Source organism: Streptomyces sp. NPDC005728 (genome assembly GCF_040630895.1).
Classification (GTDB): Bacteria; Actinomycetota; Actinomycetes; order Streptomycetales; family Streptomycetaceae; genus Streptomyces.
In genome coordinates this window covers 109,844-136,144 of record NZ_JBEXYL010000016.1, presented here as the reverse complement: position 1 = coordinate 136,144, position 26,301 = coordinate 109,844, and the positions used below count along the sequence as shown (strand labels likewise).

Genomic DNA, 26,301 nt, shown 5'->3' with positions numbered 1-26,301 from the left:
GTAGCCGAAGGCGGCGTGCGTGGTGATGAAGACCTTGGTCCTCGTGTTCGCGAGTCCGCTCCTGAACTGCGTGTTCAGGTCTGGCCGCTTCTACCGGGCCTAGCGCAGGGCCGGCCCAAGCAGCCCGAGGCCGGTGGCTCCCGAACAGCGGGAGCGGAATAGGGGGACAGCCGCGAGAGTACAAGAGGGGTAAAGCGGCCGCGTTGCGGGGATCGCTGGCGCAATTGCGCCGTCATGACCCGGGCTGGCCCGGCCAATTCTGCACCGAAACGGTGCGTACACACCACGGCGCCAAGGGAACGCGGCCTCGCCACGGTGCGCAACAGCAGGGCGAGAACAGGGCTGCCGGCCCGAGAAAACTGCCGCAACTCGTCAACTTCGTCAGACCAGACGGCGATCGCGGCCATCATGCCCGCGACGTCGCCACTCGATCAGGAGGAAGACTCATGTACATCGGCAAGAGGTTAGCTGCGACCACGGCGCTCATCGGCGCCATAGCCACGGCCGGGGTGTTGACCGCAACCCCGGCGAGCGCGGATGTGGGTATCCGGCTGAGCACCAGTCACAACGTGGGTGTGTACGCGGATTACAGGGTGATCACCAACAACGACAAGGTCGCCAAGGACCTCTCCCCCGCAATGCATGACGGGATCGACGCCGACTGCTACAGCCGCCTGGGGAAAGACCTGGGCTTCGGGACCGTCTGGTACCACACCATCGCCGAGTACCACAACGACCTCGGGTTTTCGCAGTACGTGTACGGGTGGACCTACGCTCCCTACGTGGATAACAGCGCCGCCGTGGGCAGTCTTCCCGACTGCCGCTACTGATCTCTACGGGTTCTGAGCAGGGTCGGGGGCTGGCGCGGTGGCTGTGCCCTGTGTCCAGTCCCCGTCGCGTCAATCTGATCAGAGTTCCTGAGGCGCTGAAGCTGTGGCTGATCCTCATGGCACGCGAACAGCCTTCAACTGCCCGCAGCCGGCGGACCTGCGATGCCAGGCCGCCCCGAGCCTCGTTTTAGCTGCGCCGATCACTCGTGCGGGATCTCGGCCCGACTCATGGCCACCAAGTCGAAGAGGTCCCAGCCGTCAAACTCGGCCGTTGCGGGGTCGTCGATGTTCCAGCCTCGGCCGATCGCCTCGTCGAGCAAAGCCCTGACCGTGCCGGGCTCGTGCAGGTTCAGCCAGACGTCATCGGTGGTGCCAACGGCCCCTGAGGGCAGGTAGCCGTCGGGGACCAGCCGTCCGTCGCAGCGCTGGAAGACGATCAGGAGCCGCCCTTGTGCTCCCCATCTGCGGGGGGTGAGCAGTTCGCGGCAGTCTTCATACCGCCCCTGGTCAACGCGGTGCTCATGCCTCAACGACCAGAGAAAGGTCTCGTCTACGACGACCAGGCGCCGGGCCTTCCGGCTGCTGCGGACCATTCCGGGACGGTAGTCCCATCCCACGCCGTTCCACGGTCGACGGCAGCCGCTCCGCGCCATACCCGTGCCAGATGGGGCGGGAAGCAACGGGGAGCCGCGAGGACTCACGGCTAGACCGACGCATACCCGCAGATCAGGGTCCGCCGGCTCAGGCGCAACCCGCAGCCTCACCCTTCCGCACCGGTGCTCTACAGCAGCGGAGTACGGCAATCGACGTGAGCGTATTCGGCGCCCACGTCGATCATGGATGGGAAAGGCTGCCGTAGCGGAACCCACGGTGAAGATGCGTACGCCGTACTACCCGTCGTGTTCGTCCCGGCCTTCTGCGAAGACGAAGAGTGGTTTGCCGCCATGTGCGGGTGCTTCGGCGAGCGAGATGGCTTCGGTGAAGCGTTTGAGCGGGAACGGCTGGCCTTCGGGGATGCTCAGCACCTCATCGGCGACGAGACTGCGAACCTCGGACAGCGCGCGCAGCGCATCCGCAGGTGATGCAGTGCCGAACCAGCGGTTCAGCCAGAAGCCACGGACTACTTTGGTCTCGTAGATAACCGAGCGCGCCGACAGCGGGATCGTCAGTGCTGCCGGGTCAGTCTGCCGATGGGTGGAGAGCGCGCCGTAGACCACGGTCTCTCCCCCAGGAGCCAATGCCTGGGACACCTGGGCACCCACGTGGCCCGCGACGCAGTCGATGGCCTTGCGCACGCCGGCCGGGCCTCCAATCTCAGCCACACGCTGCACCAGGTCCTCGTCCTCGGTGCAAATGACCTCGTCGCCACCGAGCGCCTTGATCTCCTCAACGGCATCGCGCCGCCGCACCACATTGATCGTGCGAATACCCAGATGCCTGGCCAGCTGAATGACGAGCCGGCCGACGGTGGAGCCCGCGGCCGTCTGCAACAACCATTGACCCTGCTGTACGTCGAGTTCGCGAGTCACCAGGAGCAGCGCGGTCAACGGGTTGACAGCGAGTTGACAGGCGCTGGAGTCGCTCAGACGATCGGGGACCTTCAGAAGCCTATGCGTATCGGCAACGAGGTATTCCTGCCAAGTGCCGGCCACACGCGGCCCGGGTACCGCAGGGACAGCAGCGACCACCACGCGCTCGCCAACCTTCAGTCCCTCAGTATCCGGGCCCAGGACCCCAATACGGCCCACGCATTCCATGTGGCCCCCAACAGTGGGAAATTCGGGGGAGAAACCGTAGCGGCCACGCAGCACATGCAGATCGCTGGCGTGGATCGGAGTCGCCTTCACGCGGATCAACGCCTGACCGGATCCTGGCGTGGGAACAGGACGGGTTTCCAGCCGAAGGACATCACTCGGCTCGCCGACCTCTTGGGCTACGAGCGCGCTCATGGATTGTGGCGTGGGCATGAGATCTCTCCTTCAGTCGCGCTCGGCGTCGGCCGACGGGGCAGCGAAGTGCCCGGCGCACCGCGTCCCAGCAAAGTGGTCGCCCAACAGTCGAGAGAAAAGCAAGACCGACGGCAGTGGACGGTGGTTCACCACAAGGTGTTGCGTCTGCGCCTCTGGGTTCCTGTAGACGACGGCTGGGTTCCTGTAGACGACCGCGATGTTTGCGATCGGCTCACCACGCACCTTCGACGCGTAGCCTCGATGAATCCATTCTCTCCGTACTCATCGACGTAGACGAAGTCCTGGTGCTCCTACAGGGTGCGCGCATAGGCCAGCACCGTACGAACGCCCTCGGCGCCGTGCACGATCCCGTTCAGAACCGAGCCCTCCATCGTCACATCGTCGGCAAGGTTGTCCAGCCAGGCAGCCGTTCCAGTAGGGAACCAGCTTCTGTGAGCGGCCCTACGAATTAGATGAAATAGCCGTAATACGTTTGCCTATTCCTCCCAGGGTGCCGCCTGTTTTCGCGCACTTGTTCGAGAGAATGGTTCTCGGGAAGACACCTGCTCCGGAGGCAGCGCGCACTTCCGCGCCTCCTCCCACACCCCCCAAGGACCCTCGAGAGCCGCCACGGCCTCATCAAGGACCACAAGCAAGACCGGCGGGTGCGCCGGCTTCCGAGCTTCCTGCCGCACGCGACAGGAAGAGGTCATCTCTTTTGGTGTGATCAAAGGAGTTCGGCCGGCCGTCGACGCCACGCCCTACGGCGGGAACGGATGGGAGGGTCCCGCGTACGAGCGGCTTCAGCCCGAGGTTGTCGTGGGCATCAGCGGCGGAGACGCCCCGGGACAGGGACAGGGCGGCCCTCTCCGGTCGGTGATCGGGTGGACCTTCGATCCGTTCTGGCCTCGGGCCGTTTGCTTAGTCGATTCATCGAACGCGCGCCCTAATCGAGTCAGGACGCGAGCAGTGGGCGAGTTGCCACTCTCTGGGCGATATGCGATACGTGGAGGGAAGCCTTTCATCGCTCGCTGGGGACCCCTGCCAGCCCGTCCTGGGAAGAGGGAGCCATGACAGGAGCGAACGAGGCCGCCGGGCGTGTGATCACCGGGCGCTACCGGCTCCTGCGACGACTCGGGGCCGGCGGTATGGGCCGGGTGTGGCTGGCCTACGACCAGGAACTGGCGTGCGAGGTCGCCCTCAAGGAGATCATCCTGCCGCCGGCCGTCCCAGAGCACGAGGTGGGCACCCGGATCGCGAGGGCCCGCGGCGAAGCGCGGCACGCGGCCCGGCTGCGCAACCACCCCCACGTCGTCACCGTGCACGACATCGTGGAGGACAGCGGTCTGCCGTGGATCGTCATGGACTTCGTACCCAGCGCCATGGACCTGGAGGCGGTGGTGCACGAGTGGGGGCCGCTGCCGCCCGCCGACGTCGCCCGGATCGGGCTGGCGGTACTCGACGCCCTGCTGGAGGGCCACCGGCTCGGCATCCTGCACCGGGACGTCAAACCGGCCAACATCCTGCTGACCCACCCCGGCCCGCAGCGCTCCTACCTCACGGAGGGCGGTCAGGTGCTGCTCACCGACTACGGCATCGCACTGGAGCCGAGTTCCGGAGAGGCCCGCCTGACCGCCACGTCGGAGATCCTCGGGACCCCGCGCTTCATGGCCCCGGAACGGACCCGCAGCGAAGCGCCCACCCCGGCCGCCGATCTGTTCTCACTCGGCGCCACCCTCTACTTCGCGCTCGAGGGGACCGGCCCCTTCGACCGTGACTCCGCCCTCGCGACGCTGGGCGCCCTGCTGTTCGAGCCTCCCTCCCCGCCGCGCGGGGCCACGGAGCTGACCCCTGTCCTGCTCGGGCTGCTGGCCAAGGATCCAGCGGACAGGATGGACGGCGACGAGGCCGCCCAGCGGCTCGCCTCCTTGGCCGCCCTGCCCCACCCGTCCCCTTCGCAGCAACCGGCTCTGTCACCGGATGTGACGCCGCACGAGCGGCCCCCTGCCGCGAAGCCGCCGCGCCCTCCGGAGCCGGCCCCGCCGACCGAACCCGTGCTGCCGCCCGAGCCGGAGGAACCGGCCGGCCCGCCCTTGGGGCCCTTGCCGCGCAGAGATGACGAGGCCCGGCTGCGGCCCCGCGCGCCGCGGCCCGGGCACCGACGGGCCAGGCTCATAGCGGGGGTGGTATTGGCGGCGCTGGCCGCAGGGGGCAGCGCCATCTACCTGACACAGTCCCGCTCCTCGAATCCTGACCACGCCGCGCCGGCATCCGTGCTACCGATCCGGGTCGGCGACTCCCCGCAGGGGGTGGCGGTGTCCCCGGACGGGCGCCGGGTCTACGTGGCCAACTTCGCCTCGGGTTCGGTGTCGGTGATCGACGTCGCGACGAACCGAACGGTCGGCGACCCCATCCCCGTCGGCGACACCCCGGAGGGGGTGGACGTGTCGCCGGACGGGCGCAAGGTCTACGTGACCAACAACTCCTCGGCCTCGGTGTCCGTGATCGACGCGACGAGGAACCGAACGGTCGGCAGCCCCATCCCCGTCGGCGACACCCCGGAGGGGGTGGACGTGTCGCCCGATGGGCGCAAGGTCTACGTGGCCAACGGGAGCTCGAGTTCCGTTTCGGTGATCGACACCGCGACGAACCAGACGGTCGGCGACCCCGTCTCCGTCGGCCTGTTCCCCCAGGGGGTGGCGGTATCGCCGGACGGGCGCCGGGTCTACGTGACCAGCCTGGGCTCCGGTTCGGTGTCGGTGATCGACACCGGGACGAACCGAACCGTGGGCAGCCCCATCCGCGTCGGCTCCCGCCCGTCCGGGATCGCAGTGTCCCCGAACGGGAACCACGCCTACGTGACCAACTCGGGCTCCGATTCGGTGTCGGTGATCGACACCGCGACGAACCGAACCGTGGGCAGCCCCATCCCCGTCGGCTCCCGCCCGTCCAGGATCACGGTGTCCCCGAACGGGAACCACGCCTACGTGACCAACTCGACCTCGAGTTCCGTTTCAGCGATCGACACCGCGACGAACCAGACGGTGGGCAGCCCCATCTCCGTCGGCTCCCGCCCGTCCGGGATCACGGTGTCCCCGGATGGGCGCCAGCTCTACGTTGCCAATGGCAGCTCAAGTTCGGTGTCGGTGATCACGTTCTGAAGGGCATCCGAAAGCGCGGGCCAGGACTGCGACGGCCTGGACCCGTTCAGAAAACGTGAGGGCGGTGGTGTTGCCTCACCTCACGGCGGGGTGCAGCCCGGCGGATCCCAGACGCGGTCGTGATTCTCGTCGTAGTGATAACCCGTGCAAGAGTCGTGTGGTGCCGATCTCGACGATTCGACCGCGGCTTTCGTTGCCTGAGGCACCGCCTCGGCGGTCGCCACGCCCACCGTTCCAGCGAACAGCGCCGCAGCGCAGGACACACCGACGAGGTATCGGATGCAGCTCCAGGCGCTTTTCACCATAATTTTCTCCCTTTGGGCGGATGTGTCACGTCCCACCAGCGTGGGAGCTGGCCATGACGGTGTCAAACGGCCTTCGAGGAAGTTCCGCCCTGGAGCCGTGGAGGGGAGGGCCCTGGAGCCACAGAAGGGAGGTGAGTCCGGCCCTCTTGTGTAGACCGGGTCAAGGGGGTCGTCGGTCAGGGGCACCGGACGTCGGGCGCCGGAGACACCGCCTGCTCAGGGTTCTTCCTCTGCCTCCAGGGCACTCGGCCGGTGAGACTGCGCGGAGGTACTGAGATGAGCGCCGGAGAGAAAGCCAAGGCAAAGGCCGAACAGGTTGTCGGAAAGACCGTGCGAAAGGCAGCCCACGCGGTACACAAGGAGACCCTCGCAGCAAAGGGCGCCGCCCTGGAAGCGCGGGGCAAGATGCGGGGCACGAAGGAGAGGACCAAGGACTCCTTCAAACACTGACGCTGTCGTCACATCGAGTCACCGAGGTCGCGTGGCGCCGAACCGTGCATACGGTCCAGACCGCAGCGGCTGCAGCCGGCCGGCCAGGGCCGAGCCAGTCTCAGCGGCTCCCCTGGCCGCTGCTGAAACATGGCCGCGACCAGGCAGTTGGCCCCCGCGCGGCCCGCCGTCCCGGAGCTGGCGGGCCAGCGCCTCGGAAGGCGCCGTCGCGGGGTAAACGGAACCTACGCCTCGGCCGGCCAAAACGGAAGGCCCCTTTTCCGCACCGGCCGGTTCGCCCGTTTATAGGCGGATTAGCAGAATCTGGCACAGTTTTCCGCGACCGCCCTTCGGCATGCCGGTCGGGGTGCTCGGCGTCGGGCCCCCGCAATCCGTGTGGGAGTGACCGCAACTTCCAGCGGCTGCTTCGGGACGACAACTCCCCTTCTCGTCGGACCCGTTCACGAAGGTGCCCCCGACAGGACTTCCACCTTGCCGGTGTCGAGCGAGTAGTAGGCGCCGACCACGGCAAGAGTGCCCTTCGCCACGAGTGGGGCAAGGTCCTGGTTGGAGCGCAGGGCGGTCGCGGTCAACGTGACCTGGGCACGGGCCATGGTCTCCGCCGGGTCGGTGCCGCCTTCCCTGACCGCCTGCTCGTAAGCGGGCTGCAGAGCCCTGACGATCGCCTGCAGGTTGCCGGGCAGTGGTTTGCTGTCGCGAAGAGACTTGTACGCCGCCTCGACAGCGCCGCAGCGCTGATGCCCGAGAACCACGACAAGCGGGGTTCCGCTCGTCATGGGTCCGTACTCGACGGAGCCGGTGACCACCGGGTCGATCGCCTCGCCGCCCGTGCGCATCACGTACAGGTCACCCAACCCGGTGTCGAAGAGGAGCTCGGGCGGCACCCGGGAGTCGATGCACGAGAGGACCGACCCAAAGGGTTCCTGTTCCTGGGCCACCAGCTGACGGCGGTCCGGATCCCGGTCGGGGTGGTGCAGGTCTCCGCTCACCCAGCGCCCGTTGCCTTCCATCAGCCTCGCGAATGCCGTGGAGGGCGTGGTCGGCCGCGCACTGGGCGAGGCGCTGGGCGAGGTGCTGGGAGAGGTGCTGGGAGAGGTGCTGGGAGACGACGTGGTGGCACTCGTCGACGAGCACCCCGCAAGCGTGACCATTGCGCCCGCAAATGCGCCGACCAGTACAGCTCTGCGATCCGGGCGTCCTGCTGTGTCCATCGGTCGTTCCCCTCGATCGTCAGCCTCGATGCCGCTCCGACCCGTCCGTGCGTCGTGACGAGGGCAATGGTTCAACAGGAGGCGGGCGACCCGGCCGCAGGCGCGAGCGGGCATGGGCTGCAATGCCTCCGACGGCCCTGTGCAGCTGCGACGCCTTCCGATGTCTCCTGGGGGCGCCCCGAGCCATGGTTCGGGGCGGACCGCGCCCTGTGAGGCGCACCTGCTCCCGGCTCGACCGCCACCGGTGGAGCAGCCGCTGTGCGGGGCCTAGCGTCGGAGGAAGGAAGTCCTCCACATCCGCTTGCCGGGAGGGTGATCATGGACATCAAGGGTTCGACAGCTCTTGTCACGGGAGCCAACCGTGGCATCGGGCTGGCCTTCGCCCAGGCACTGCTCGCTCATGGCGCCGCCAAGGTGTACGCCGGTGTCCGTGAGCCGGAGACTGTCCGCGACCCCGGGCTCACCCCGCTCCGCCTCGACGTCACCGACGAGAAGCAGGTCGCCGCGGCCGCACGGACCGCCGGCGATGTCGGCATCGTCATCAACAACGCCGGGGTCACCGGTGGCCCGCCCCTCCTCGAAGGGTCGTTCGACGGTGCCAGGCGCGAGATGGAGGTCAACTACTTCGGAACCTGGGCCGTCTCGCGTGCCTTCGCACCCGTGCTGGCCGCCCAGGGAGGCGGCGCGCTGGTCACCATGCTGTCGGTGGCGTCGTGGGTGGCCAACCGACGGTTTCCGAGCTACGCGGCCTCCAAGGCGGCTCAGTGGTCGCTGACGAACGCCTTCCGGCTGGCGCTGCGGGAGCAGGGCACGCTGGTGGTCGGCGTGTACGCCGGCTATGTGGACACCGATCTGGCGGCGGATGTCGACTCCCCGAAGATCCTTGCCTCCGAAGTGGCCGAGCGGACGATGGCCGCGCTACTCCATGACGAACCCGAAGTGCTGGTCGACGACGCCACCCGCCGCGTACGCGCCGCGCTCTCGGGGGATCTGGAGACGCTGTACGCCGGTCGCTGACCGTACGCCGATCAGTGACCGTACGCCGATCAAGCTCCCTGCACCGGTCGGTGACCGCCCCGGACCCAGGTTCGGAGCCCGACAGGCAAGCGGTGTCCTCCGTCTCCTACGCCTCGTCCGGCCGACGAGTGCGACAGGAGAAGCATCGGCCACAGAGGGCACAACAGCCGCGGAGGCCACAGGCATCGCCCGACCTCAGGGGCTGAGGCAGCTCACCGCGGAGCGGGGCCGTGCAGGGACTCCTCGTCGTCGTGTGCCGCGTACGGGTGGACGAATCCCTCGTCGTCGAACGCGGTGAACCAGTCGCCGACCTCCGTGGCCTCGATGTCCAGGTCCTCGTCGACGCCGTCCACGAACGCCTCCAGTGCCGTGGCGACCTCTTCCGTCAGGAGGTCGTAGAGGTCGACCGTGACCTCGGCCTGGGCGAGCAGGAATTTCAGCAGGAGTTCCTCGGCCACGCAGGTCGGGCGGGTGAAGTGGGGCTGGGTGAGGCGGGCGGTCAGGGTGACCGCGGTGACCGTGAGGCGGCGGGCGAACAGGACCGTGTACTCGTCGGCGAACTGCGGGGGCAGGTCGTCCAGGAGCATGAAGGTGGCGTCGCTGACGGCCACCGTCGGGCCGTCCTCCTCCAGACTGGCGAGGTCGGTGAAGAGTGAGTCCACCAGGAGGTCGAGGGCGAACACGACGGCTCCGGCCGCGGTTTCGGCCGCCTCCCGGCCCACGGTCCGCTCCTCCGGATCGTCGGAGTAGCCGAAGAAGTCCAGCGGGAAGGCCGCCAGAGCGGGCGCCAGCGCGCGGAGTCGGCAGCGCATGGTCTCGACTTCGGAGGGGTCGAGACGGCCCGGGGCCACGGCGGGCTCGGCCGCCGCATGGCGTCGTGCGCGCTCCGCCGGGTCGGCCGGCGGGGCGTCGGGGCCGTCGGCCGCGTCGAGGCTCTCCTGGAGGAGTTCGGAGTTCAGTTCCACTCCGCACCGGGTGATCTGCCAGTCGGCGAGCGGTTCGGTGCGCTCCAGGAGTTCGGCTACGACCTCACGAGCGGCGTCCTCCGCGAACTCCAGCGCCGGTGCGTCCACGAAGAGCTTCAGCAGGGCCCCGCCGGGATGGGCGGCGATGACGTCGTCCATCAGCTCGATCTCCATGCCGTCGGGCCCCTCGATCGCCTCGAGCGAGTCGAACGCCTTCCGCATCAGGAAGATGACGCCCTCGCGCTGGAGCGCGTCGAGTTCCGGAGCGCCCTTGGGAGGGGCCAGGGCCACGGTCACCAGGTAAGTCACACCCTCATCGTGCCCGAGTCGTCCCGTCTGGGGGGAGGGAATCAGGGGGACGAACTCAGCCGTTGGCCGGGCCGCCCCCGAGGCTCGTGATCTTCGCCGACGCCCGGCGCCGCGCCTCGGCGGGCCGGCGGGAACATCGGACGGGCGCCGTAGCCGTCACCAGGCTGCGTCCACATCCGGACGGCATCCCACGGCCGTCCCGGCGTCCTACCGTCCCGCCGTCCCGCCGTCCCGCCGCCTCAGGCCGAGCGCTTGCGGGACGCCGTCTTCTTGGCCGTGCTGTCTTGTGCCGCGCTCTTCTTCGCGGCCGTCTTCGCGGTCTTCGCAGTCTTCGCGGTCTTTGCGGTCTTTGCGGTCTTTGCGGTCTTCGCCGTGGACTTGGACGCCGTCTTCGCCGCGGTCGTCTTCCTCGCGCTCTGGGCGGACCGGGCCGTCGACTTCCTCGCGGGCGCGGTCTTCCTGGCGGCCGTCTTCTTCGCCGCCGCGGACGTCGACTTCTTGCCGCCCGTCTCCTTGGGGGTGGTACGACGTCGGCTGAGGGGCCTGACCTCGGCCTCCTCGGTCGGCGCCGGTTCCTCGCCCCGGGAGACCCGGGCGTCGCGCACGCTCTTCTCGAGGGCCGCCATCAGGTCCAGCACCTTGCCGCCGGCGCCGGGCTCGGGGGCCTCGGGCAGGGTCTCGCCGGCCACCTTCGCCGCGATGACCTCCTCCAGCGCCTCGCGGTACTCGTCGTGCAGATCCGCCAGGTCGACCTCGCCGAGGGTGTCCATCAGGGCGTCCGCGAGGTCGAGTTCCTTGTCGCGGATGGTGACGTCGACGTCCGGGACCACGCCTTCGGGGGCGCGTACCTCGTCCGGCCACAGCAGGCCGTGCAGGGCGATGGCGTCGCCGACCACGCGCAGCATGCCCAGACGTTCCCGGCCGCGCAGCGCGTACTTGGCGATGGCGACCCTGTTGCTGCGCTTGAGGGCCTCGCGCAGGAGGGTGTACGGCTTGGCGGCGGGGGCTCCGCTCGCGGCGAGGTAGTAGGCCGTGTCCATCTGGAGCGGGTCGATCCGGTCGTCCGGCACGAAGGCGACGACCTCGATCGTGCGGGCGGTCGGGATCGGAAGGTGGGAGAGGTCCTCGTCGCTGATCGGAATGATCGTGCCGTCCGCGTCCTCGTACCCCTTGCCGATCTCCGCCGGGCCGACCTCGCGGTCCTCCAGTTCGCACACCTTGCGGTACCGGATGCGGCCGTTGTCGCCGGTGTGGATCTGGCGGAAGGAGATGGAGTGGCTCTCGGTGGCGTTCACCAGCTTGATCGGGATGGTCACGAGGCCGAACGAGATGGCGCCGTTCCATATGGATCGCACGTGCGGCACCCATCCTTCCGGCTTCCGGTGTTACACAGCTGAATGTCTGGGATTGTCATCGTATGACGCCTATCACAGAGGTGGAGGGGCGGCGGGTTCCGCTCAGCAACCTGGAGAAGGTGCTGTATCCGGAGACCGGCTTCACCAAGGGGGAGCTGGTGCACTACTACGCGACCACCGCCGGGGTGCTGCTGCCGCATCTGCGCGACCGTGCGGTGTCCTTTCTGCGCTATCCGGACGGGCCGGACGGGCAGGTGTTCTTCACCAAGAACGTGCCGCCGGGTACGCCCGAGTGGGTCACGACCGCGGAGGTCCCCCGGTCGGAGGGGCCAGCCCGGATGGTGGTCGTGCAGGACCTGGCGAGTCTGGTCTGGGCGGCGAACCTGGTGACCGAGTTCCACACGCACCAGTGGCTGGTGCAGTCGCCGGAGGAGGCCGACCGGCTGGTCTTCGACCTGGACCCCGGGGCGCCCGCGACGATCGTGCACTGCTGCGAGGTGGCTCTGTGGCTGCGGGAGCGGCTCGCCGCGGACGGGATCGAGGCGTATGCCAAGACGGCGGGGTCGAAGGGGCTGCATCTGCTGGCCGCGGTGCGCGGGGCCTCGTCGGAGCGAGCGAGTGAGTACGCGAAGGGGCTTGCGGTGGAGGCCGAGCGGGCGATGCCCCGGCTGGTCGTGCATCGGATGACGAGGAGTCTGCGGCCGGGGAAGGTGTTCGTCGACTGGAGTCAGAACGCGGGGCGGAAGACCACGGCTGCGCCGTACACGCTGCGGGCTCGGCGGGTTCCGATGGTGTCGGCGCCGGTGACGTGGGAGGAGGTTGCGGGGTGCGGGGCTCCGGGGCAGTTGGAGTTTCTGGCCGAGGACATCACGCCGCGGGTGCAGGACCGTGGGGATCTGCTGGCGGGGCTGCTGGATCGTGGGCGGGCGGTGGCGCTGCCCTGAGGGGTGCTCACCCCCACCGCCCCTGCCCGTCCCGTCGAGGGGACTCCGTCCCCTGCCACCCCTGCCGGGGGCCGCCCGCCCCCGGACACCCACTGTCGGCCTGAACGGGCCTTGTCCTCGAACGCCGGACGCGCTGATTTCGCCGGCGCTCACCCTCGCCTTCGCGCTCGAAACGCCGGACGGGCTGATTTCGCAAGCCCTCGCCCTCGCCCTCGCCCCGCCCTCGCCCTCACCTTCGCCCTCACACACCGGACGGGCTGATACAGCGCGTACCCCCTCCTACACCCTCCCCCACGTGTTCCGGTCCCGGGCCATCGCGTGCAGTGCCTCCACGTCCGCCGGCTTCAGTACTCCGCCCAGGCGGGCCAGGGTCGGCAGGTCACCGTCCTGGAGGATGCGGAGGGCGCGCGGTGGGACCGTGAGGCGTACGTCGGCCGGGCCCAGGAGGGCCAGGACGGGGCGGACCTCGGCGGTCAGGGCGTAGGAGGCGCGGTCGGCGTCGGAGCGGAGGCGGCGGAGCAGGGGCTCGGGCTCGTGGCGGCCCAGGATGATCATCGGGTCGGCCACGTGGACACGCTGCTTGCGGGCGTACAGGGCGTGGACGGCGAACAGGCCGCCGGGGCCGAGGAGCAGATGGTGGATGCGGTCGCCGCCGGGGAGCGGGACGGAGTGCAGGGCGTGCCAGCCGACGCCCTCCAGCTGGTCGAGCGCCTCGCCGACGGCCTGCTCGGCGGCCAGGGCGCGCCGGCGCGCGTCCGGGCGGAGCCGGTGGGCGGGGCCGGGGTCCCGGTCCAGGGCGACGAGCAGGGCCTCGCCGGGGCGGTTGGGCGCGAGGTCGTCGTCCGGGTGCAGGGTCAGCCGGGCCAGCTCCGCCGGCGTGGGCACGGGGGGCGGGCCCACGGTCACCGGGCCGGTCAGGAACGGTTTCAGGGCCTCGAGCACATCCGCCTCGCGGTCCTCGCGGATCAGGTTCACCCGGCCGGTCTCCCGGTCGTACCAGGCGATGTTCACTCCGTCCGGGCCGCAGACGTACAGCCGTTCGCGGCCGTGCCGCCAGGTCGGCACCACGCGCAGTCCGCTCATGCGCCATCACCCCTCGACCATGGGAACAGGCGGGGTGCTCCCACGCAAGAAGCCGGTTATTTTGGAGAGCGGCCCTGCGAGGGGGAGTTGGGGAGGCGCCGGTGCGGACCCTGGGACAGCAGCCCGGCATACCGGCTCCGGACAGCCCGTGGAGCGAGATCGAGCCCGGCCTGTGGATGGGCGGGCACGAGTTCCGGGGCCGTTCGGGGCGGCTGGAGGTCGCCGTCGTACGAGATCAGTTCGACGTGGTGCAGAGCCTGCTGAGACTGCCGGGGTACGGACCGGGTCCCGGGACCGAGCATCATGTGTGGCCGATTCCGGACGGCCCGCTGGACGGGACGCAGCTCGCCGGGGTGATTCGGCTGGCGCGTGCGGCGCACGAGGCGCTGGACGCCGGCCGGTCGGTGCTGGTGCGCTGCTACCACGGCTACAACCGCTCGGGCCTGGTCGTCGCGCACACCCTGGTCCGGCGGGGCCTCACCGCCCAGGAGGCGATCGAGCTGATCCGGACCCGGCGCTCCCCGTGGGCGCTGCACAACGACCTGTTCGTGGAGTACCTGCGCGCGGGGCTGGCCACCGCCCGGCTGCTGGAGGAACTGGCCGAGTAGCCTCTGCTCCAGCACCGCCCCGAGTGCGCAAAAAGGACTTCCCTACGAATAAGGTGTACGGGGCCACGACCGTCCCCGAAGCCCCAGGAGCCCCGTGTCAGCCCGTACCGCGCGCACCGCCCTCACCGCGGCCGCTGTCGCCCTGCTGTCGGTGACGGCGGCGGGCTGTGGGGACAGGGGCGGACTGCAGGGCGCCGGGGCCACCCCGACCGCGGTCAGCCCCGCCAGGCTCTGGCCGGACCTCAGGCCGGCGTCCAGCCCGGCCTACCCGTACGACGTGGCGACCAGGGCGATCGTCAAAGGGGTGACGGTCCCCGGTGACGACATCCGGAAGGTCGATCCGGTGGACGTCGTCGAGGCGGAGATCGAGGCGCACCCCGACGACTACGGCTCGAAGGGCGCCTACCACGCGACCGCGGAACGGATGAAGGAGTGCCGTCCGGGCGGGGACGAGGCGCGCTGCCCGCTGCTGAAGGCGTACCACCGGGACCTCACGGGGGACGGCCGGGCCGACCTGACGCTCGGCTTCCGGCTCTACCCGACCAACCAGACGGCCGTGCGGGTCTACACCGTCGAGAAGCACAAGCTGGTGCAGGTGCTGGCCGACAACGACGCGATCATCGGGGTGGAGCTGGCCGGCCGGGCGCTGATCGAACGTTCCCCGGCCGACATCTCCGGCTACGAGTACCGCACCACCTGGGTGTGGGACCCCGAGCAGCGCGCGATGGCCTTCTCCCGCGACGAGTACCTGCACACCGGTGACGGCCGGCACGGCAAGAAGCCGTCGCCGTCCGCGTCGGCCGGCCCGTCCGCGAGCACGCCATGAGGCTCGCGCTGCCCCGGTGGGCCGGGACGCTCGCGGTGAAGTCGGCGGCGTTCATCACGGTGATGTGCTGCGCGCTGGCCGCGCTGCTCGGCGTCCTGGTGCATGTGTCGGTGACCAACCAGACCGTCGGCCAGGCCCGCGACCTGGCACTGTCCCGGCTCCAGGACGCCACGCAGGCGTACGAGGCCGGGGACACACTGCTGCCGGGTGCCGGGGTGGACCCCGCGGGCCTGCCGGTGCGGCTGCGGGCGCTCGCGCTGGCCGGCAAGCGCGGCACGATGGTCACCACGCACCGGGGCCGGCCGACCATGTGGGCGGCGGGCCCGGCCGACGGCCACCGGGCGCTCGCGGTGGAGGTCGACTATTCGCAGCAGGCCGGTACGATCGCCGGGCTCGACCGGTCCATCCTGTGGTCGTCGGTGCTGGCGATCGGGGCGACGCTGCTGGTCGGCGCGTTCGCGGTGACCCGGGTGACCCGGCGGCTGCACGGGACCGCGCAGGTGGCCCGGCGGATCAGCGCCGGCGATCTGGACGCCCGTGTGAACGACTCCCGGACCAAGGATCCGTCGCGCCCGCAGGACGAGGTGGCCGCGGTCGCCGCCGCGCTGGACTCCATGGCGTCCTCGCTGCAGAGCAAGCTGCTGAGCGAGCAGCGGTTCACCGCGGACGTGGCCCATGAGCTGCGCACCCCGCTGACCGGGCTGCATGCGGCGGCCGAGCTGCTGCCGCCGGGCCGGCCGACCGAGCTGGTCCGGGACCGGGTGGCGGCGCTGCGCACGCTCACCGAGGACCTGCTGGAGATCTCCCGCCTGGACACCGGCCGGGAGAGGCTGGAGGTGGACACCGAGGAGCTGGGCGCACTGGCCGGGCGGGTGGTGCGGGCCTCGGGGACCGAGACCGAGGTGCTGATCGTGCGGGACGTCCGGGTGGAGACCGATCGGCGGCGCCTGGAGCGGGTGCTGGGGAATCTGGTGGCCAACGCGCACAAGCACGGGGCACCTCCGGTGGTTCTGACGGTGGACGGGCCTGTGGTGACCGTGCGGGATCACGGGGGCGGGTATCCGAAGTACCTGGTGGCCCACGGGCCTCAGCGGTTCCGTACGGAGGGTGGGGCCAAGGGGCACGGGCTCGGGCTGACCATCGCGTGGGGGCAGGCGGAGGTGCTGGGGGCGCTGCTCTCGTTCGCCAATGCGGTGGATGGCGGGGCTGTTGCGACGCTGACCTTGCCTGCGGGCGAGTAGAGCACGGGGCTGCGGGTGGTTTCCGGGCTCTCCCTCGGGTGCGGCCGAGCGCACCCGCGCGGCGGAGCCGCATATCGATACGGCCCCGCGCCCCTTTGGGGCGCGTGGCCTACACTCCGCACACAAGGCACCCTATTTGGGTAAGTTCCGGACATGACCAAGGCCGGAACCGCCGTGGCGGCGCCGCAGGCATCCGCCCGCGCCGTACGCCTCCCCCGCCGCCGTGGCATCGAACTCGCCCTGATCGTGCTGGCCGTGCTGCTGTCCGTGTACGGCTACTGCGCGGTGGGCCTGGCGAAGACCGGTACCGTCCCGCCCGGTGCCGCCGGTTACGGCGCCGGGCTCGGCGTGCTCGCCCTGTGCGCGCATCTCGCGGTCCGCATCCGGGCGCCGTACGCCGACCCCCTCCCGCTGCCCATCGGCGTGCTGCTCAACGGCCTCGGCCTGGTGCTGATCTACCGGCTGGACCTGGAGACGCCGGGCGACCGGGCGGCGCCCGCCCAACTGGTGTGGTCCACGCTCGGGGTGGGCCTGTTCATCGTCGTCGTGCTGATGCTGCGCGACCACCGGGTGCTCCAGCGCTACTCCTACGTCTGCGTGGTCGCGGCCCTCGTCCTCCTCCTGCTGCCGATCCTGTTCCCGGCGGTCAACGGCGCCCGCATCTGGATCCGGATCGCCGGACTCTCCTTCCAGCCGGGCGAGTTCGCGAAGGTGCTGCTCGCGGTGTTCTTCGCCGCCTACCTCGCCGCCAACCGCAACGCGCTCGCCTACACGGGCCGCCGGCTGTGGCGGCTGCAGTTCCCGACCGGGCGCGTGCTCGGGCCGATCGTCACCATCTGGCTGCTGAGCGTGGGCGTCCTGGTGCTGGAGCGCGACCTCGGCACCTCGCTGCTCTTCTTCGGCCTGTTCGTCGTCCTGCTGTACGTCGCCACCGGCCGCACCGGCTGGATCGCGGTCGGCCTGGTGCTCGCCGTGTTCGGCGCGGTCGCCGTCGGCCGCCTGGAGCCACACGTGAACGGCCGGATCGAGGACTGGCTGCACCCCTTCGCCACCATCGAGGCCGGACAGGGCCCCAACCAGCTCTCCCAGTCCCTGTTCGCCTTCGCGGCGGGCGGGGTCCTCGGCACCGGGCTCGGGCTCGGCCACTCCGTCCTCATCGGCTTCGCCGTCAAGTCGGACTTCATCCTGGCGACAGCCGGGGAGGAACTGGGCCTCGCGGGCCTCGCGGCGATCTTCGTGCTCTACGCCCTGCTGGTGGAGCGCGGATACCGGGCGGGCCTCGCGCTGCGCGAGCCCTTCGGCCGGCTCCTCGCGGTCGGCCTCGCCTCGATCGTCGCGCTTCAGGTGTTCGTGATCGCGGGCGGGGTCACCGGTCTGATCCCGCTGACCGGCATGGCGATGCCGTTCCTCGCCCAGGGCGGCTCCTCGGTCGTCACCAACTGGACGATCGTGGCCCTGCTGATCCGGGTGAGCGACTCGGCCCGCAGTCAGTACGACGGGCAGGTGGCCCGGTGACCGAGTACGGCAACGGCCGGCCCATGGCCAGATACATCCGGCACGCGTCCGCGTTCAGCGTCCTGTTGCTGGCCGCCCTGCTGGGCAACGCCGCCCGGGTACAGGTCGTACAAGCCGGCTCCTACGACGCCAACCCGGCCAACCGCCGCCCCACGATCGCCCGTTACCAGCATCCGCGCGGTGACATCCTGGTCGGCGGCGAACCGGTCACCGGCTCCACGGACACCGGCGAGCAGCTGCGCTACGAACGCACGTACCGGAACGGCCCGCTGTACGCACCGGTCACCGGCTTCGCCTCGCAGATGTACGGCACCACGTTCCTGGAGAACGCGGAGGACGCGGTGCTCTCCGGCACCGACCCGATGCTGTCGCCGTTCCCGGTGTGGAACGACGTGGCGCGGGCCGCCGGCCCGGCCGGGAACGTCGTCACCACGCTCGACCGGGGCGCCCAGGAAGCGGCCTACCGAGGGCTGCACGGGCGCCGGGGCGCGGTGGCCGCGATCGAGCCGGGCACCGGCCGCATCCTGGCGCTGGTGTCGACACCGTCGTACGACCCCGCCGCGCTGTCGGGCAACAGCGAGGCGACGGCCTCGGCGTGGGCGCGGCTCAACCACGACCCGGAGAAGCCGATGCTCAACCGGGCGGTGCGGCAGACCTATCCGCCGGGCTCGACGTTCAAGGTGGTCACCGCGGCCGCGGCGCTGGACGCGGGCGTGACCGTGGACCTGGACGCGCGTACCGACTCCCCCGACCCCTACCGGCTGCCCGGCACCACCACCCGGCTGACCAACGAGGGCGACGGCTGCGCGGACACCTCGCTGCGGGAGGCCTTCCGATGGTCGTGCAACACGGTGTTCGCCAAGCTGGGTGTGGACGTCGGGGTGACGGACATGGCGGCCACGGCCGAGGCGTTCGGCTTCAACGACGGCCGGCTGAGCGTTCCCTTCCCCGTCTCCCCCAGTAGCTTCGACACCAGCGTGGACAAGGCCCAGTTGGCGCTGTCCTCGATCGGGCAGTACAACACGCGGGCCACCCCGCTGCAGATGGCGATGGTCGCGGCGGCCGTCGCCAACGGCGGCCGGCTGCGGACGCCGTACCTGGTGGACCGGACCACCCGGCGCGGCGGCGAGACGCTCGCGGGCGGCGGGCTGCAGCCCGCCCGGCAGGTGATGCGCCCGTCCACGGCCGTGCAGCTGAGGGAGCTGATGACCGACGTGGTCACGGAGGGCACCGGCACCAACGCGGCCCTCCCCGGTGCCGTCGTCGGCGGCAAGACCGGCACCGCCCAGCACGGCGTGGGCAACTCCGGTGTGCCGTACGCCTGGTTCGTCTCCTGGGCGCAGGCCGAGGGCGACCTGGAGCCGAAGGTCGCGGTCGCGGTGGTGGTCGAGGACGCCTCGGCGGACCGGGGCGAGATCAGCGGCGGCGGGGACGCGGCACCGATCGCCCGGGAGGTGATGCGGTCGGTTCTCGGGTTGTGAGACGGAGGACGCCGTTCCCAGCGCAGGAGGCGCCGGCGGTCAGCCGATCGGCTCGATCATCTCGGAGCGGATCTTGAGGGTGTTCCGGGCGGCGGCGTCGAGGTCCACGTCGGCGGAGTCCTTCTGCTTCAGGTCGACCTCGCCGATCACGGCCGCCGTGTTGCCGTCCGCCCAGGAGCAGACCGGGTAGGTGAGCGTCAGCTGGGCCTGCTTCTGTGTGAGCACCTCGCAGCTGACGGTGACGTCCGCACCGGAGGGGGTGACGTCCTTCTCGGGTTCGACCACCGTCACCCCGTTGGCCTCGGTGGCCCCCTTGAGCATGCTGCTCCGGACGTCGTCCTCGTTCTTGAACCGGCCGTACATGCTCGACACCAGCAGCATGCCCTTGGAGTCGTCGCCGCCCGGGCTGTAACGGCCGACCAGGGCGTGGATGTCCTTGGCGTCCCAGGCACCGTCGGCCTCGTCCTCGACCTTCTGTCCCTCGGTGTCGGAGAGGTCCTGGGCGAGTACGTACGTCCCGTCCACCAACTCGTGGGGCAGGGTGAGCTTGTTCTCGGCCGCGGGGAAGTCGGTCCCGAGCACCGCCCCGAGCCCCCCGACGGAGCCGAGCACGACCAGACCGACGACCCCGCCCACGATCCCCAGCGCCAGACCGACCCCACGCTTCTTCGGAGGGGGACCCATCGGCGGCACGCCCCACGCGGGGTACGGCTGCTGCTGGGGGTACGGCTGCGGAGGGTACGGCTGCTGCTGGGGATACGGGGAGCCGTACGGCCCGGGAGGCGGCGGGGCCTGTGGCGGTTGCTGCCCGTACGGGTACTGCGGCTGCTGGGGCTGGTTCGGGTACGGCGGCTGCTGGCTCGGATACGGCTGCTGCGGCGGAGGCATGGACACGCCAGCACGCTACTGCACCCGGGCGAGCACGCCGTAACCGCACCCCGTGCAGGTCAGGCCCCGTCCGCCCCCGACTCGATCGCCCCCTGCACCTCGGCCACCCGCTCCCGCTCCTCCGCTGCGAAACGTTCCGCGTCCAGCCGCTCGGCGATCTCCTCGTCCTGGGCCATCAGCAGATCCAGACTGGAATCGCCCATCTCGAACACGCCCATGTCGACATAGGCCTGCTGGAGCCGCTTGCCCCACAGGCCGATGTCCTTGACGCAGGGCACGATGCGACTGAACAGAAGGCGGCGGAAGAGCTGGAGGAACTCGGAGTCCGCGCTGATCCGCTCGGCCTCCGCCCGGGAGATGCCGAAGTTCTCCAGCACCTCGATGCCGCGCAGCCGGTCGCGCATCAGATAGCAGCCCTCGATGACGAACTCCTCGCGCTCCCTCAGCTCGGCGTCCGTGAGCTGCCGGTAGTAGTCGCGCAGGGCCATCCGTCCGAAGGCCACGTGACGGGCCTCGTCCTGCATGATGTACGCCAGGATCTGCCGGGGCAGCGGCTTGTTCGTGGTGTCGCGGATCATGCCGAAGGCGGCGAGGGCCAGGCCCTCGATGAGGACCTGCATGCCGAGGTAGGGCATGTCCCAGCGACTGTCGCGGAGGGTGTCACCGAGCAGCGACTGGAGGTTGTCGTTGATCGGATAGAGCATCCCTATCTTCTCGTGCAGGAAGCGGCCGTAGATCTCCGCGTGCCGGGCCTCGTCCATCGTCTGGGTCGCCGAGTAGAACTTGGCGTCCATGTCCGGTACCGACTCCACGATCCGCGCCGCGCAGATCATCGCGCCCTGCTCGCCGTGCAGGAACTGGCTGAACTGCCAGGAGGCGTAGTGCCGGCGCAGCTCGCCCTTGTCCTTGTCGGTGAGCTTGGCCCAGTACGGGGTGCCGTACAGCGACATCGACTCCTCGGGGGTGCCGAGCGGGTCGTACGGGTCGACCTCCAGCTCCCAGTCGATGCGCGTCTGCCCGTCCCACTGTTTGTCCTTGCCCTTCTGGTACAGGGCGAGCAGGCGGTCCCGGCCCTCGTCGTACTCCCAGCTGAACCGGGCCGCGCCCGTGGCAGGCACCTGCCAGGAGGAGCTTTGAGGGTCGTTGGCGTACAGGTCATGGCTCGGCATACTCCGCAGGCTCACACGTAGACCGCGAGTCAACAAGTCGTGCGCAAGGGATTGACTGTCTTGCTGACAGGCAGTCTCATAAGAGGCGGACGACGTACCCCGGGTAACGAGGTGAGGGAGCCATGACGACCCTGACGGAAGCGGACGCGCTGGAGGGGCTGCGCGACGCGCTCGGCCTGCTGAAGGACCGGGAACAGGTGGCCGAGCGACTGCTCGTCTCTTCCGCCAAGCACTCCTTCGACCCGGACAAGGAGCTGGACTGGGACGCGCCCTTCGAGGAGGGCAAGTGGTTCTGGCCTCCGGAGCTGGTCTCGCTCTACGACACCCCGCTCTGGCGGCGGATGAGCGAGGAGCAGCGGATCCTGCTCTCCCAGCACGAGGCCGCGGCACTGGCCTCACTCGGCATCTGGTTCGAGCTGATCCTGATGCAGCTGCTGGTCCGGCACATCTACGACAAGGCGGCGACGAGCGCCCACGTCCGGTACGCCCTGACCGAGATCGAGGACGAGTGCCGGCACTCGAAGATGTTCGCGCGGCTGATCGCCCGGGGTGACGCGCCCTGGTACCCGGTGAGCCGGGCCCACCAGAACCTCGGCCGCCTGTTCAAGACGATCTCGACCACCCCCGGCTCCTTCACGGCCACGCTGCTCGGCGAGGAGGTGCTGGACTGGATGCAGCGGCTGACCTTCCCGGACGAGCGGGTGCAGCCCCTGATCCGCGGGGTCACCCGCATCCACGTGGTCGAGGAGGCCCGGCACGTCCGCTACGCCCGCGAGGAGCTGCGCCGCCAGATGCTGACGGCCCCTAAGTGGTCGCAGGAGTTCACCCGGGTCACGTCCGGCGAGTTCGCGCGGGTGTTCTCGGTCGCGTTCATCAATCCCGAGGTCTACACCAACGTCGGCCTGGACAGGCGGGAGGCGATGGCCCAGGTGAAGGCCAGCGGCCACCGGCGCGAGGTCATGCAGACCGGCGCGAAGCGGTTGACGGACTTCCTGGACGACATCGGGGTGCTGCGGGGGGTCGGGCGGCGGCTGTGGAGGTCGTCGGGCTTGCTGGCGTAGACAGGGGCCGGGCGCCGAGCGATTACGCTCGGGTCATGACCCCGCCGGCCGCCACCCCCGCCTACCGTCGCCTCAGCGTCGAGGAGCGCCGCAGCCAGCTCCTCGTCGCCGCGCTGTCCCTCTTCGCGCACCGCGCCCCCGAGGACATCTCGCTCGACGACGTCGCCGAGGCGGCCGGGGTCTCGCGTCCCCTGGTGTACCGCTACTTCCCCGGCGGCAAGCAGCAGCTGTACGAGGCCGCGCTCAGATCGGCCGCCGAGGAACTCCAGCGCTGCTTCGACGAGCCCCGGCAGGGCCCTCTGCTGTCCCGCCTGTCCCGGGTGCTCGACCGCTATCTGACCTTCGTGGACGAGCACGACACCGGCTTCAGCGCGCTGCTCCAGGGCGGCAGCGTGGTGGAGACGTCCCGGACGACCGCCATCGTGGACGGGGTACGCCGGGCCGCCGCCGAGCACATCTACAGCCACCTCGGCGTCCCGGACCCCGGCCCGCGCCTGCGCATGACCGTGCGGATGTGGATCACAGCGGTGGAGGCGTCCTCCCTGATCTGGCTGGACGAGGAGAAGCAGCCCCCGGTCGGCGAGCTGCGCGACTGGCTGGTCGAGCAGTTCGTGGCGGTCCTCACGGTGACCGCCGGCCGCGACCCGCAGACGGCGGACCTCGTCGGCGCGCTCACCGAGCATGGCTGAGACTTGAAGGCGTGAAGAGTCAGGACACCCCCTTCGAGGGCGGCCCCATGGACGGCCGTGTGCTGCCCGTTCTGCTGGGCATGACCGGCCACCCCCCGAAGACGTACCGCATCCCCGTCCCGGACGCGGCCGGCGGCCCGCCCACCGTGCTGGTCTACCGCCGTGTGCCGAGGGCACACAGCAGCAAGCTCGGTCTCGTGCGGGGGTGGAAGTACACGTACGACCCCGAGGGCGGACGGGGCGGCGGCAGGGTCAGGTGGCCCTGGTCCAAGCCGGACGAGGCGCCGTCCGGCAAGCCGGATGACGCGACCGGGTGACAGGGTTGCGCCGAACCGCGTAGGCGTGGCACGCACATCGCACGTTATGTCTGATTATCGCGGTGCGGCGACAGGCGGAGGGTCCGCCCGTCCCGCACCGGAGGTGATGACGTGTCAGGAGTGCTTCTGCGCCTGGCCTGCACAGCCGCGGTGACGGCCCAGGCCGTCCTCGCGCCCGTACCGGCGGCGGCCGCACCCGCCCCGCAACGGTCGGTCTCCCAGCTGCTGACGGATCTTCAGCGGCTGTACCGGCAGGCGGAGCAGGCCACCGAGACCTACAACGGCACTGCCGAGAAACTCAGGCACCAGCGGGCCGAGGTCACCCGCCTCGACGGCGAACTGGCCCGCGCCCGGCTCGCCCTGCAGGGCAGCAGGACCGACGCCGGACGTCTGGCCCGCCAGCAGTACCAGAACAGCACCGACCTCTCCCCCTACGTCCGGCTGCTCCTCGCCCCCGACCCGCAGCACGCGCTGGACGAGAGCCATGTCATCGGGCGGCTGGCCCGCGAGCGCGCCGAGACGGTGGCCCGGCTGGCCGGCACCGAAGAGAGGCAGGACGCACTGGCCAGGGCGGCCCGCAAGGCCCTGGACGCGCAGCTCACCCTCGCCGGGCAGCAGCGGAAACAGCGCAACGACGTGACGGCGAGGCTCGCCGACGTCGAACGGCTCCTCGCCTCCCTCACCCCGGAACAGCTGAGCGCCCTTGCCCGGTTGGAGCAGAAGGACGTCGCCGCCGCCCAGGACAGACTCATCACTTCGGGTGCTCCGGCCGACAACCGGCCCCCCTCCTCGACCGAGGCCGACCGGGCGGTCCGCTACGCCATGGGCCAGATCGGCAAGCCGTACCAGTGGGGAGCCGAGGGCCCGAAGTCGTACGACTGCTCGGGCCTGACCTCCCAGGCCTGGGAGCACGCGGGCACCCCCATCCCCCGCACCAGCCAGCAGCAGTGGGCCCGGCTGAAGAGGATCCCGCTGACCGCACTGCGCCCCGGCGACCTCGTCGTCTACTTCCCCGAGGCGACGCACGTGGCGATGTACGTGGGCGACGGACAGGTCGTACAGGCGCCGAGACCCGGCGGGAAGGTCACGCTCTCCCCCCTGGCGTCCTATCCGGTACTCGGCGCCGTACGTCCGGCCGCCGACACTCGGCCTGCGGCAACCGACGCCAGCTAGGCCGATCAGTTGTTGTTCTTCATCCTGGAACCGGTTTCTCCCGGCTCCTTCGGCGCCCAACCGGGAGCATGGGTGGCGTCCTTGAAATCGGTCGACTTCATCAGGATCCGCCAGCCGTCCTTGCCCGCGTCGCCGTCGAGTCGAACGGTGAACTCCTTGGTCTGACGGGTGTCATGGAAGTACAGGACCACGACCTGGCGTTCTGAACCGCCGTCATAGAAATCGCCTGTCACTTTTCCACGGGCGCCGGCACCGAATCCCTTGATCCAGTTCTCGGCGGTCTTTCGGGCCTCCGCCTCGCTGCTGTCGCCGGTCGCCAGCTTGCCGAGCTCATCCGTCCTGCCGTCGGCGATGTCCCACACGAGTTCCTGCACCACCAGCAAAGACCCGGTGGAGGGGTAGCCGACCACGTGCAACGGCTCGTGGTCGGCGTACGCCTGCTCATAGGACGTACCCGACCCTCTGGCATCAGCAGAGCCGCTGTCCAGAACAGCACATCCAGACGTCAGCAGCATTGCTGCTGCCAGCGATCCCACCGCTGTGTGGCTCCGCTTCGACCTGGGCATCTCACGTCCTTGCTACTTGCTACCTGCGGTCCTTGGGCCTGACGATCGTGACCTTCTCGATCGGGTTCGAGGTGTGGCTGTACCGCTGGATCACCTCGTGCAGGGTGGTCTCGTTCTTCAGGCCGTGCTGCACGATGCTCGCGTGCCCCTGCACCATGGCCGACACGATCGCCACGTGGTTGTAGACCCGCTCCCTCTTCCACTTGAAGAAGACGAGATCCCCCACCTTGGCGTTGTACTCGTGCGGAATCATTGCGGAGTGCCGCCACTTGGTCACGTGCCGGCGGAGGTAGTCCGCACTCGTCCAGCTCCAGCTCTTACCGAACCCGTACCTGCCCTGCCACCAGGCATTGTCCGCCTTGCGGCCGCCGGGGCGCATCTGCATCCCGCCCCCGTGGTACAGGGCCTTCGAGACGAAGTTCGCGCAGTCGGTCCGGTACTCCCACCTGGTGTCCAGGTTGTTGTACGCCCAGTTGGCCGTTCCGTTGCCGCTGATCGCTGCGGCTGCCGCCACCGGCTCTGCCGACGTGGACACCGCATCGGCATCAGGGCCGTAGACGCCTTCATCGATGAGCGGCTGCGGCGCATCCTCCTGGTCGGCGGGGATGTTGCCGCTTGCGTCAGGAAGGTGCGGATCGGCTGAAGGCGCGGGCCAGCCTCTTGCGGCCCACACTGCTTCGGGAACGTCTGCGGAGGCGCTGTCGGGAACCTCTGTGGAGGCGCTGTCCGCGGCGTCTGTGGAGGCGCTGTCCGGAACGTCCGCGGAGGCGTTCTCTGTTCCTGTGATGACGCCGGTGGTGTCGGGAACGTCTGTGGAGGCGTTCGCTGTTCCTGTGAGGGCGCCGGTGGCGGTGAGGGCGAGCACTGCTGCGCCGGTGATCGTACGACCGAGCTTGTTACGCAAGAGTCGGGTTCCTTCCCCCTGTGATGTTTCCCGGCCGCCCGGGTTGAGGATCGGTGCGGCTTCGGGACCCGCTGAGGTTACCCACGGGTAGCCAGTGCGGGGCAACGAAATTTTGCGCTTTGACCTGATATGCGTGGTGTGGCCGAAAATGGCGGCTGCAGGACGTCGCGAACCCTCTGGGAGGACGGAGGGGCGGATGCGCGGGTTCCCTGGTTGGCCGGTTTCGCATGGCATCCGAGCCGGAGCACCTGGGGGTGAAAGACGGAGGCGCCACCCCTCCTCAG

The 26,301-nt window shown here is 69.9% G+C and carries 24 protein-coding genes; 14 read left to right on the top strand and 10 right to left on the bottom strand.

The window, feature by feature from the left end; genetic code table 11:
- Positions 1-446: 446 nt before the first annotated feature.
- Positions 447-830 (top strand): hypothetical protein, encoded by a 384-nt coding sequence (locus ABZ471_RS14315; RefSeq protein WP_359066074.1) that lies wholly within the window; start codon positions 447-449, stop codon positions 828-830.
- A gap of 200 nt (positions 831-1,030) precedes the next feature.
- On the opposite strand, the gene ABZ471_RS14310 is transcribed toward ABZ471_RS14315, so the two are convergent.
- Together ABZ471_RS14310 and ABZ471_RS14305 are read right to left on the bottom strand one after the other, a co-directional pair.
- A complete protein-coding gene (locus ABZ471_RS14310) occupies positions 1,031-1,423 on the bottom strand; it encodes a hypothetical protein (RefSeq protein ID WP_359066072.1) in 393 nt (130 codons plus the stop codon).
- A 297-nt stretch (positions 1,424-1,720) separates the two neighbouring features.
- Positions 1,721-2,797, bottom strand: coding sequence for a zinc-dependent alcohol dehydrogenase family protein (locus tag ABZ471_RS14305; protein ID WP_359066070.1), 1,077 nt, complete (start codon positions 2,795-2,797; stop codon positions 1,721-1,723).
- A 1,052-nt stretch (positions 2,798-3,849) separates the two neighbouring features.
- On the opposite strand from ABZ471_RS14305, the gene ABZ471_RS14300 reads away from it, so the two are divergent.
- Together ABZ471_RS14300 and ABZ471_RS14295 are read left to right on the top strand one after the other, a co-directional pair.
- On the top strand, positions 3,850-5,940 hold the full coding sequence (locus ABZ471_RS14300; protein WP_359066068.1) for a serine/threonine-protein kinase: 2,091 nt from the start codon (positions 3,850-3,852) through the stop codon (positions 5,938-5,940).
- Between the two features lie 581 nt (positions 5,941-6,521).
- On the top strand, positions 6,522-6,695 hold the full coding sequence (locus ABZ471_RS14295; protein WP_359066066.1) for a hypothetical protein: 174 nt from the start codon (positions 6,522-6,524) through the stop codon (positions 6,693-6,695).
- A gap of 440 nt (positions 6,696-7,135) precedes the next feature.
- Here the strand turns inward: ABZ471_RS14295 and ABZ471_RS14290 are convergent, their stop codons facing one another.
- On the bottom strand, positions 7,136-7,684 hold the full coding sequence (locus ABZ471_RS14290; protein WP_359066064.1) for a carbonic anhydrase: 549 nt from the start codon (positions 7,682-7,684) through the stop codon (positions 7,136-7,138).
- Positions 7,685-8,224: 540 nt separating this feature from the next.
- Between ABZ471_RS14290 and ABZ471_RS14285 the strand changes: the two genes are divergently transcribed.
- Complete coding sequence (locus tag ABZ471_RS14285) at positions 8,225-8,923, top strand: SDR family oxidoreductase (protein WP_359066062.1); 699 nt, start codon at positions 8,225-8,227, stop codon at positions 8,921-8,923.
- 212 nt (positions 8,924-9,135) lie between these two features.
- On the opposite strand, the gene ABZ471_RS14280 is transcribed toward ABZ471_RS14285, so the two are convergent.
- Together ABZ471_RS14280 and ABZ471_RS14275 are read right to left on the bottom strand one after the other, a co-directional pair.
- Positions 9,136-10,197, bottom strand: a complete 1,062-nt coding sequence (locus ABZ471_RS14280; RefSeq protein WP_359066060.1) for a hypothetical protein — start codon at positions 10,195-10,197, stop codon at positions 9,136-9,138.
- 239 nt (positions 10,198-10,436) lie between these two features.
- The gene (locus tag ABZ471_RS14275; protein ID WP_359066058.1) at positions 10,437-11,552 is read right to left on the bottom strand and encodes a Ku protein; all 1,116 of its coding nucleotides are present in this window, start codon (positions 11,550-11,552) and stop codon (positions 10,437-10,439) included.
- Positions 11,553-11,614: 62 nt separating this feature from the next.
- Here ABZ471_RS14275 and ligD point away from each other — a divergent pair, with 62 nt between their 5' ends.
- A complete protein-coding gene (gene ligD / locus ABZ471_RS14270; RefSeq protein WP_359066056.1) occupies positions 11,615-12,496 on the top strand; it encodes a non-homologous end-joining DNA ligase in 882 nt (293 codons plus the stop codon).
- Between the two features lie 279 nt (positions 12,497-12,775).
- Here ligD and ABZ471_RS14265 read toward each other — a convergent pair whose 3' ends face one another.
- Entirely contained in the window at positions 12,776-13,579 is an 804-nt protein-coding gene (locus tag ABZ471_RS14265) for a nuclease-related domain-containing protein (protein WP_359066054.1), read from the bottom strand.
- Positions 13,580-13,680: 101 nt separating this feature from the next.
- Here ABZ471_RS14265 and ABZ471_RS14260 point away from each other — a divergent pair, with 101 nt between their 5' ends.
- The 5 genes from ABZ471_RS14260 to ABZ471_RS14240 all read left to right on the top strand — a co-directional run bounded on the left by ABZ471_RS14260 (position 13,681) and on the right by ABZ471_RS14240 (position 19,250).
- On the top strand, positions 13,681-14,187 hold the full coding sequence (locus ABZ471_RS14260; protein ID WP_359066052.1) for a dual specificity protein phosphatase family protein: 507 nt from the start codon (positions 13,681-13,683) through the stop codon (positions 14,185-14,187).
- A gap of 94 nt (positions 14,188-14,281) precedes the next feature.
- Positions 14,282-15,013, top strand: coding sequence for a hypothetical protein (locus ABZ471_RS14255; RefSeq protein WP_359066050.1), 732 nt, complete (start codon positions 14,282-14,284; stop codon positions 15,011-15,013).
- Positions 15,010-16,254, top strand: coding sequence for a HAMP domain-containing sensor histidine kinase (locus tag ABZ471_RS14250; protein WP_359066048.1), 1,245 nt, complete (start codon positions 15,010-15,012; stop codon positions 16,252-16,254). The genes ABZ471_RS14255 and ABZ471_RS14250 overlap by 4 nt, the downstream gene beginning before the upstream one ends.
- Before the next feature lie 153 nt (positions 16,255-16,407).
- The gene (locus ABZ471_RS14245) at positions 16,408-17,769 is read left to right on the top strand and encodes an FtsW/RodA/SpoVE family cell cycle protein (protein WP_359066046.1); all 1,362 of its coding nucleotides are present in this window, start codon (positions 16,408-16,410) and stop codon (positions 17,767-17,769) included.
- A 23-nt stretch (positions 17,770-17,792) separates the two neighbouring features.
- Positions 17,793-19,250 carry a penicillin-binding transpeptidase domain-containing protein gene (locus ABZ471_RS14240; protein ID WP_359066093.1) on the top strand — a complete coding sequence of 486 codons (1,458 nt, stop codon included), beginning with the start codon at positions 17,793-17,795 and terminating at the stop codon, positions 19,248-19,250.
- A 39-nt stretch (positions 19,251-19,289) separates the two neighbouring features.
- Here the strand turns inward: ABZ471_RS14240 and ABZ471_RS14235 are convergent, their stop codons facing one another.
- A complete protein-coding gene (locus tag ABZ471_RS14235; protein ID WP_359066091.1) occupies positions 19,290-20,138 on the bottom strand; it encodes a hypothetical protein in 849 nt (282 codons plus the stop codon).
- A gap of 59 nt (positions 20,139-20,197) precedes the next feature.
- Positions 20,198-21,307 carry a ferritin-like domain-containing protein gene (locus ABZ471_RS14230; protein ID WP_359066044.1) on the bottom strand — a complete coding sequence of 370 codons (1,110 nt, stop codon included), beginning with the start codon at positions 21,305-21,307 and terminating at the stop codon, positions 20,198-20,200.
- A 122-nt stretch (positions 21,308-21,429) separates the two neighbouring features.
- On the opposite strand from ABZ471_RS14230, the gene ABZ471_RS14225 reads away from it, so the two are divergent.
- The 4 genes from ABZ471_RS14225 to ABZ471_RS14210 all read left to right on the top strand — a co-directional run bounded on the left by ABZ471_RS14225 (position 21,430) and on the right by ABZ471_RS14210 (position 24,547).
- Positions 21,430-22,368, top strand: coding sequence for a diiron oxygenase (locus tag ABZ471_RS14225; RefSeq protein WP_359066042.1), 939 nt, complete (start codon positions 21,430-21,432; stop codon positions 22,366-22,368).
- Positions 22,369-22,403: 35 nt separating this feature from the next.
- Positions 22,404-23,057 carry a TetR/AcrR family transcriptional regulator gene (locus tag ABZ471_RS14220; RefSeq protein WP_359066040.1) on the top strand — a complete coding sequence of 218 codons (654 nt, stop codon included), beginning with the start codon at positions 22,404-22,406 and terminating at the stop codon, positions 23,055-23,057.
- Positions 23,058-23,068: 11 nt separating this feature from the next.
- Positions 23,069-23,374, top strand: coding sequence for a hypothetical protein (locus ABZ471_RS14215; RefSeq protein WP_359066038.1), 306 nt, complete (start codon positions 23,069-23,071; stop codon positions 23,372-23,374).
- A gap of 111 nt (positions 23,375-23,485) precedes the next feature.
- Complete coding sequence (locus tag ABZ471_RS14210; RefSeq protein ID WP_359066036.1) at positions 23,486-24,547, top strand: C40 family peptidase; 1,062 nt, start codon at positions 23,486-23,488, stop codon at positions 24,545-24,547.
- A gap of 5 nt (positions 24,548-24,552) precedes the next feature.
- Here the strand turns inward: ABZ471_RS14210 and ABZ471_RS14205 are convergent, their stop codons facing one another.
- Entirely contained in the window at positions 24,553-25,083 is a 531-nt protein-coding gene (locus tag ABZ471_RS14205) for a hypothetical protein (RefSeq protein ID WP_359066034.1), read from the bottom strand.
- 49 nt (positions 25,084-25,132) lie between these two features.
- Positions 25,133-26,017 (bottom strand): amidase domain-containing protein, encoded by an 885-nt coding sequence (locus tag ABZ471_RS14200; RefSeq protein ID WP_359066032.1) that lies wholly within the window; start codon positions 26,015-26,017, stop codon positions 25,133-25,135.
- Between the last annotated feature and the right edge of the window lie 284 nt (positions 26,018-26,301).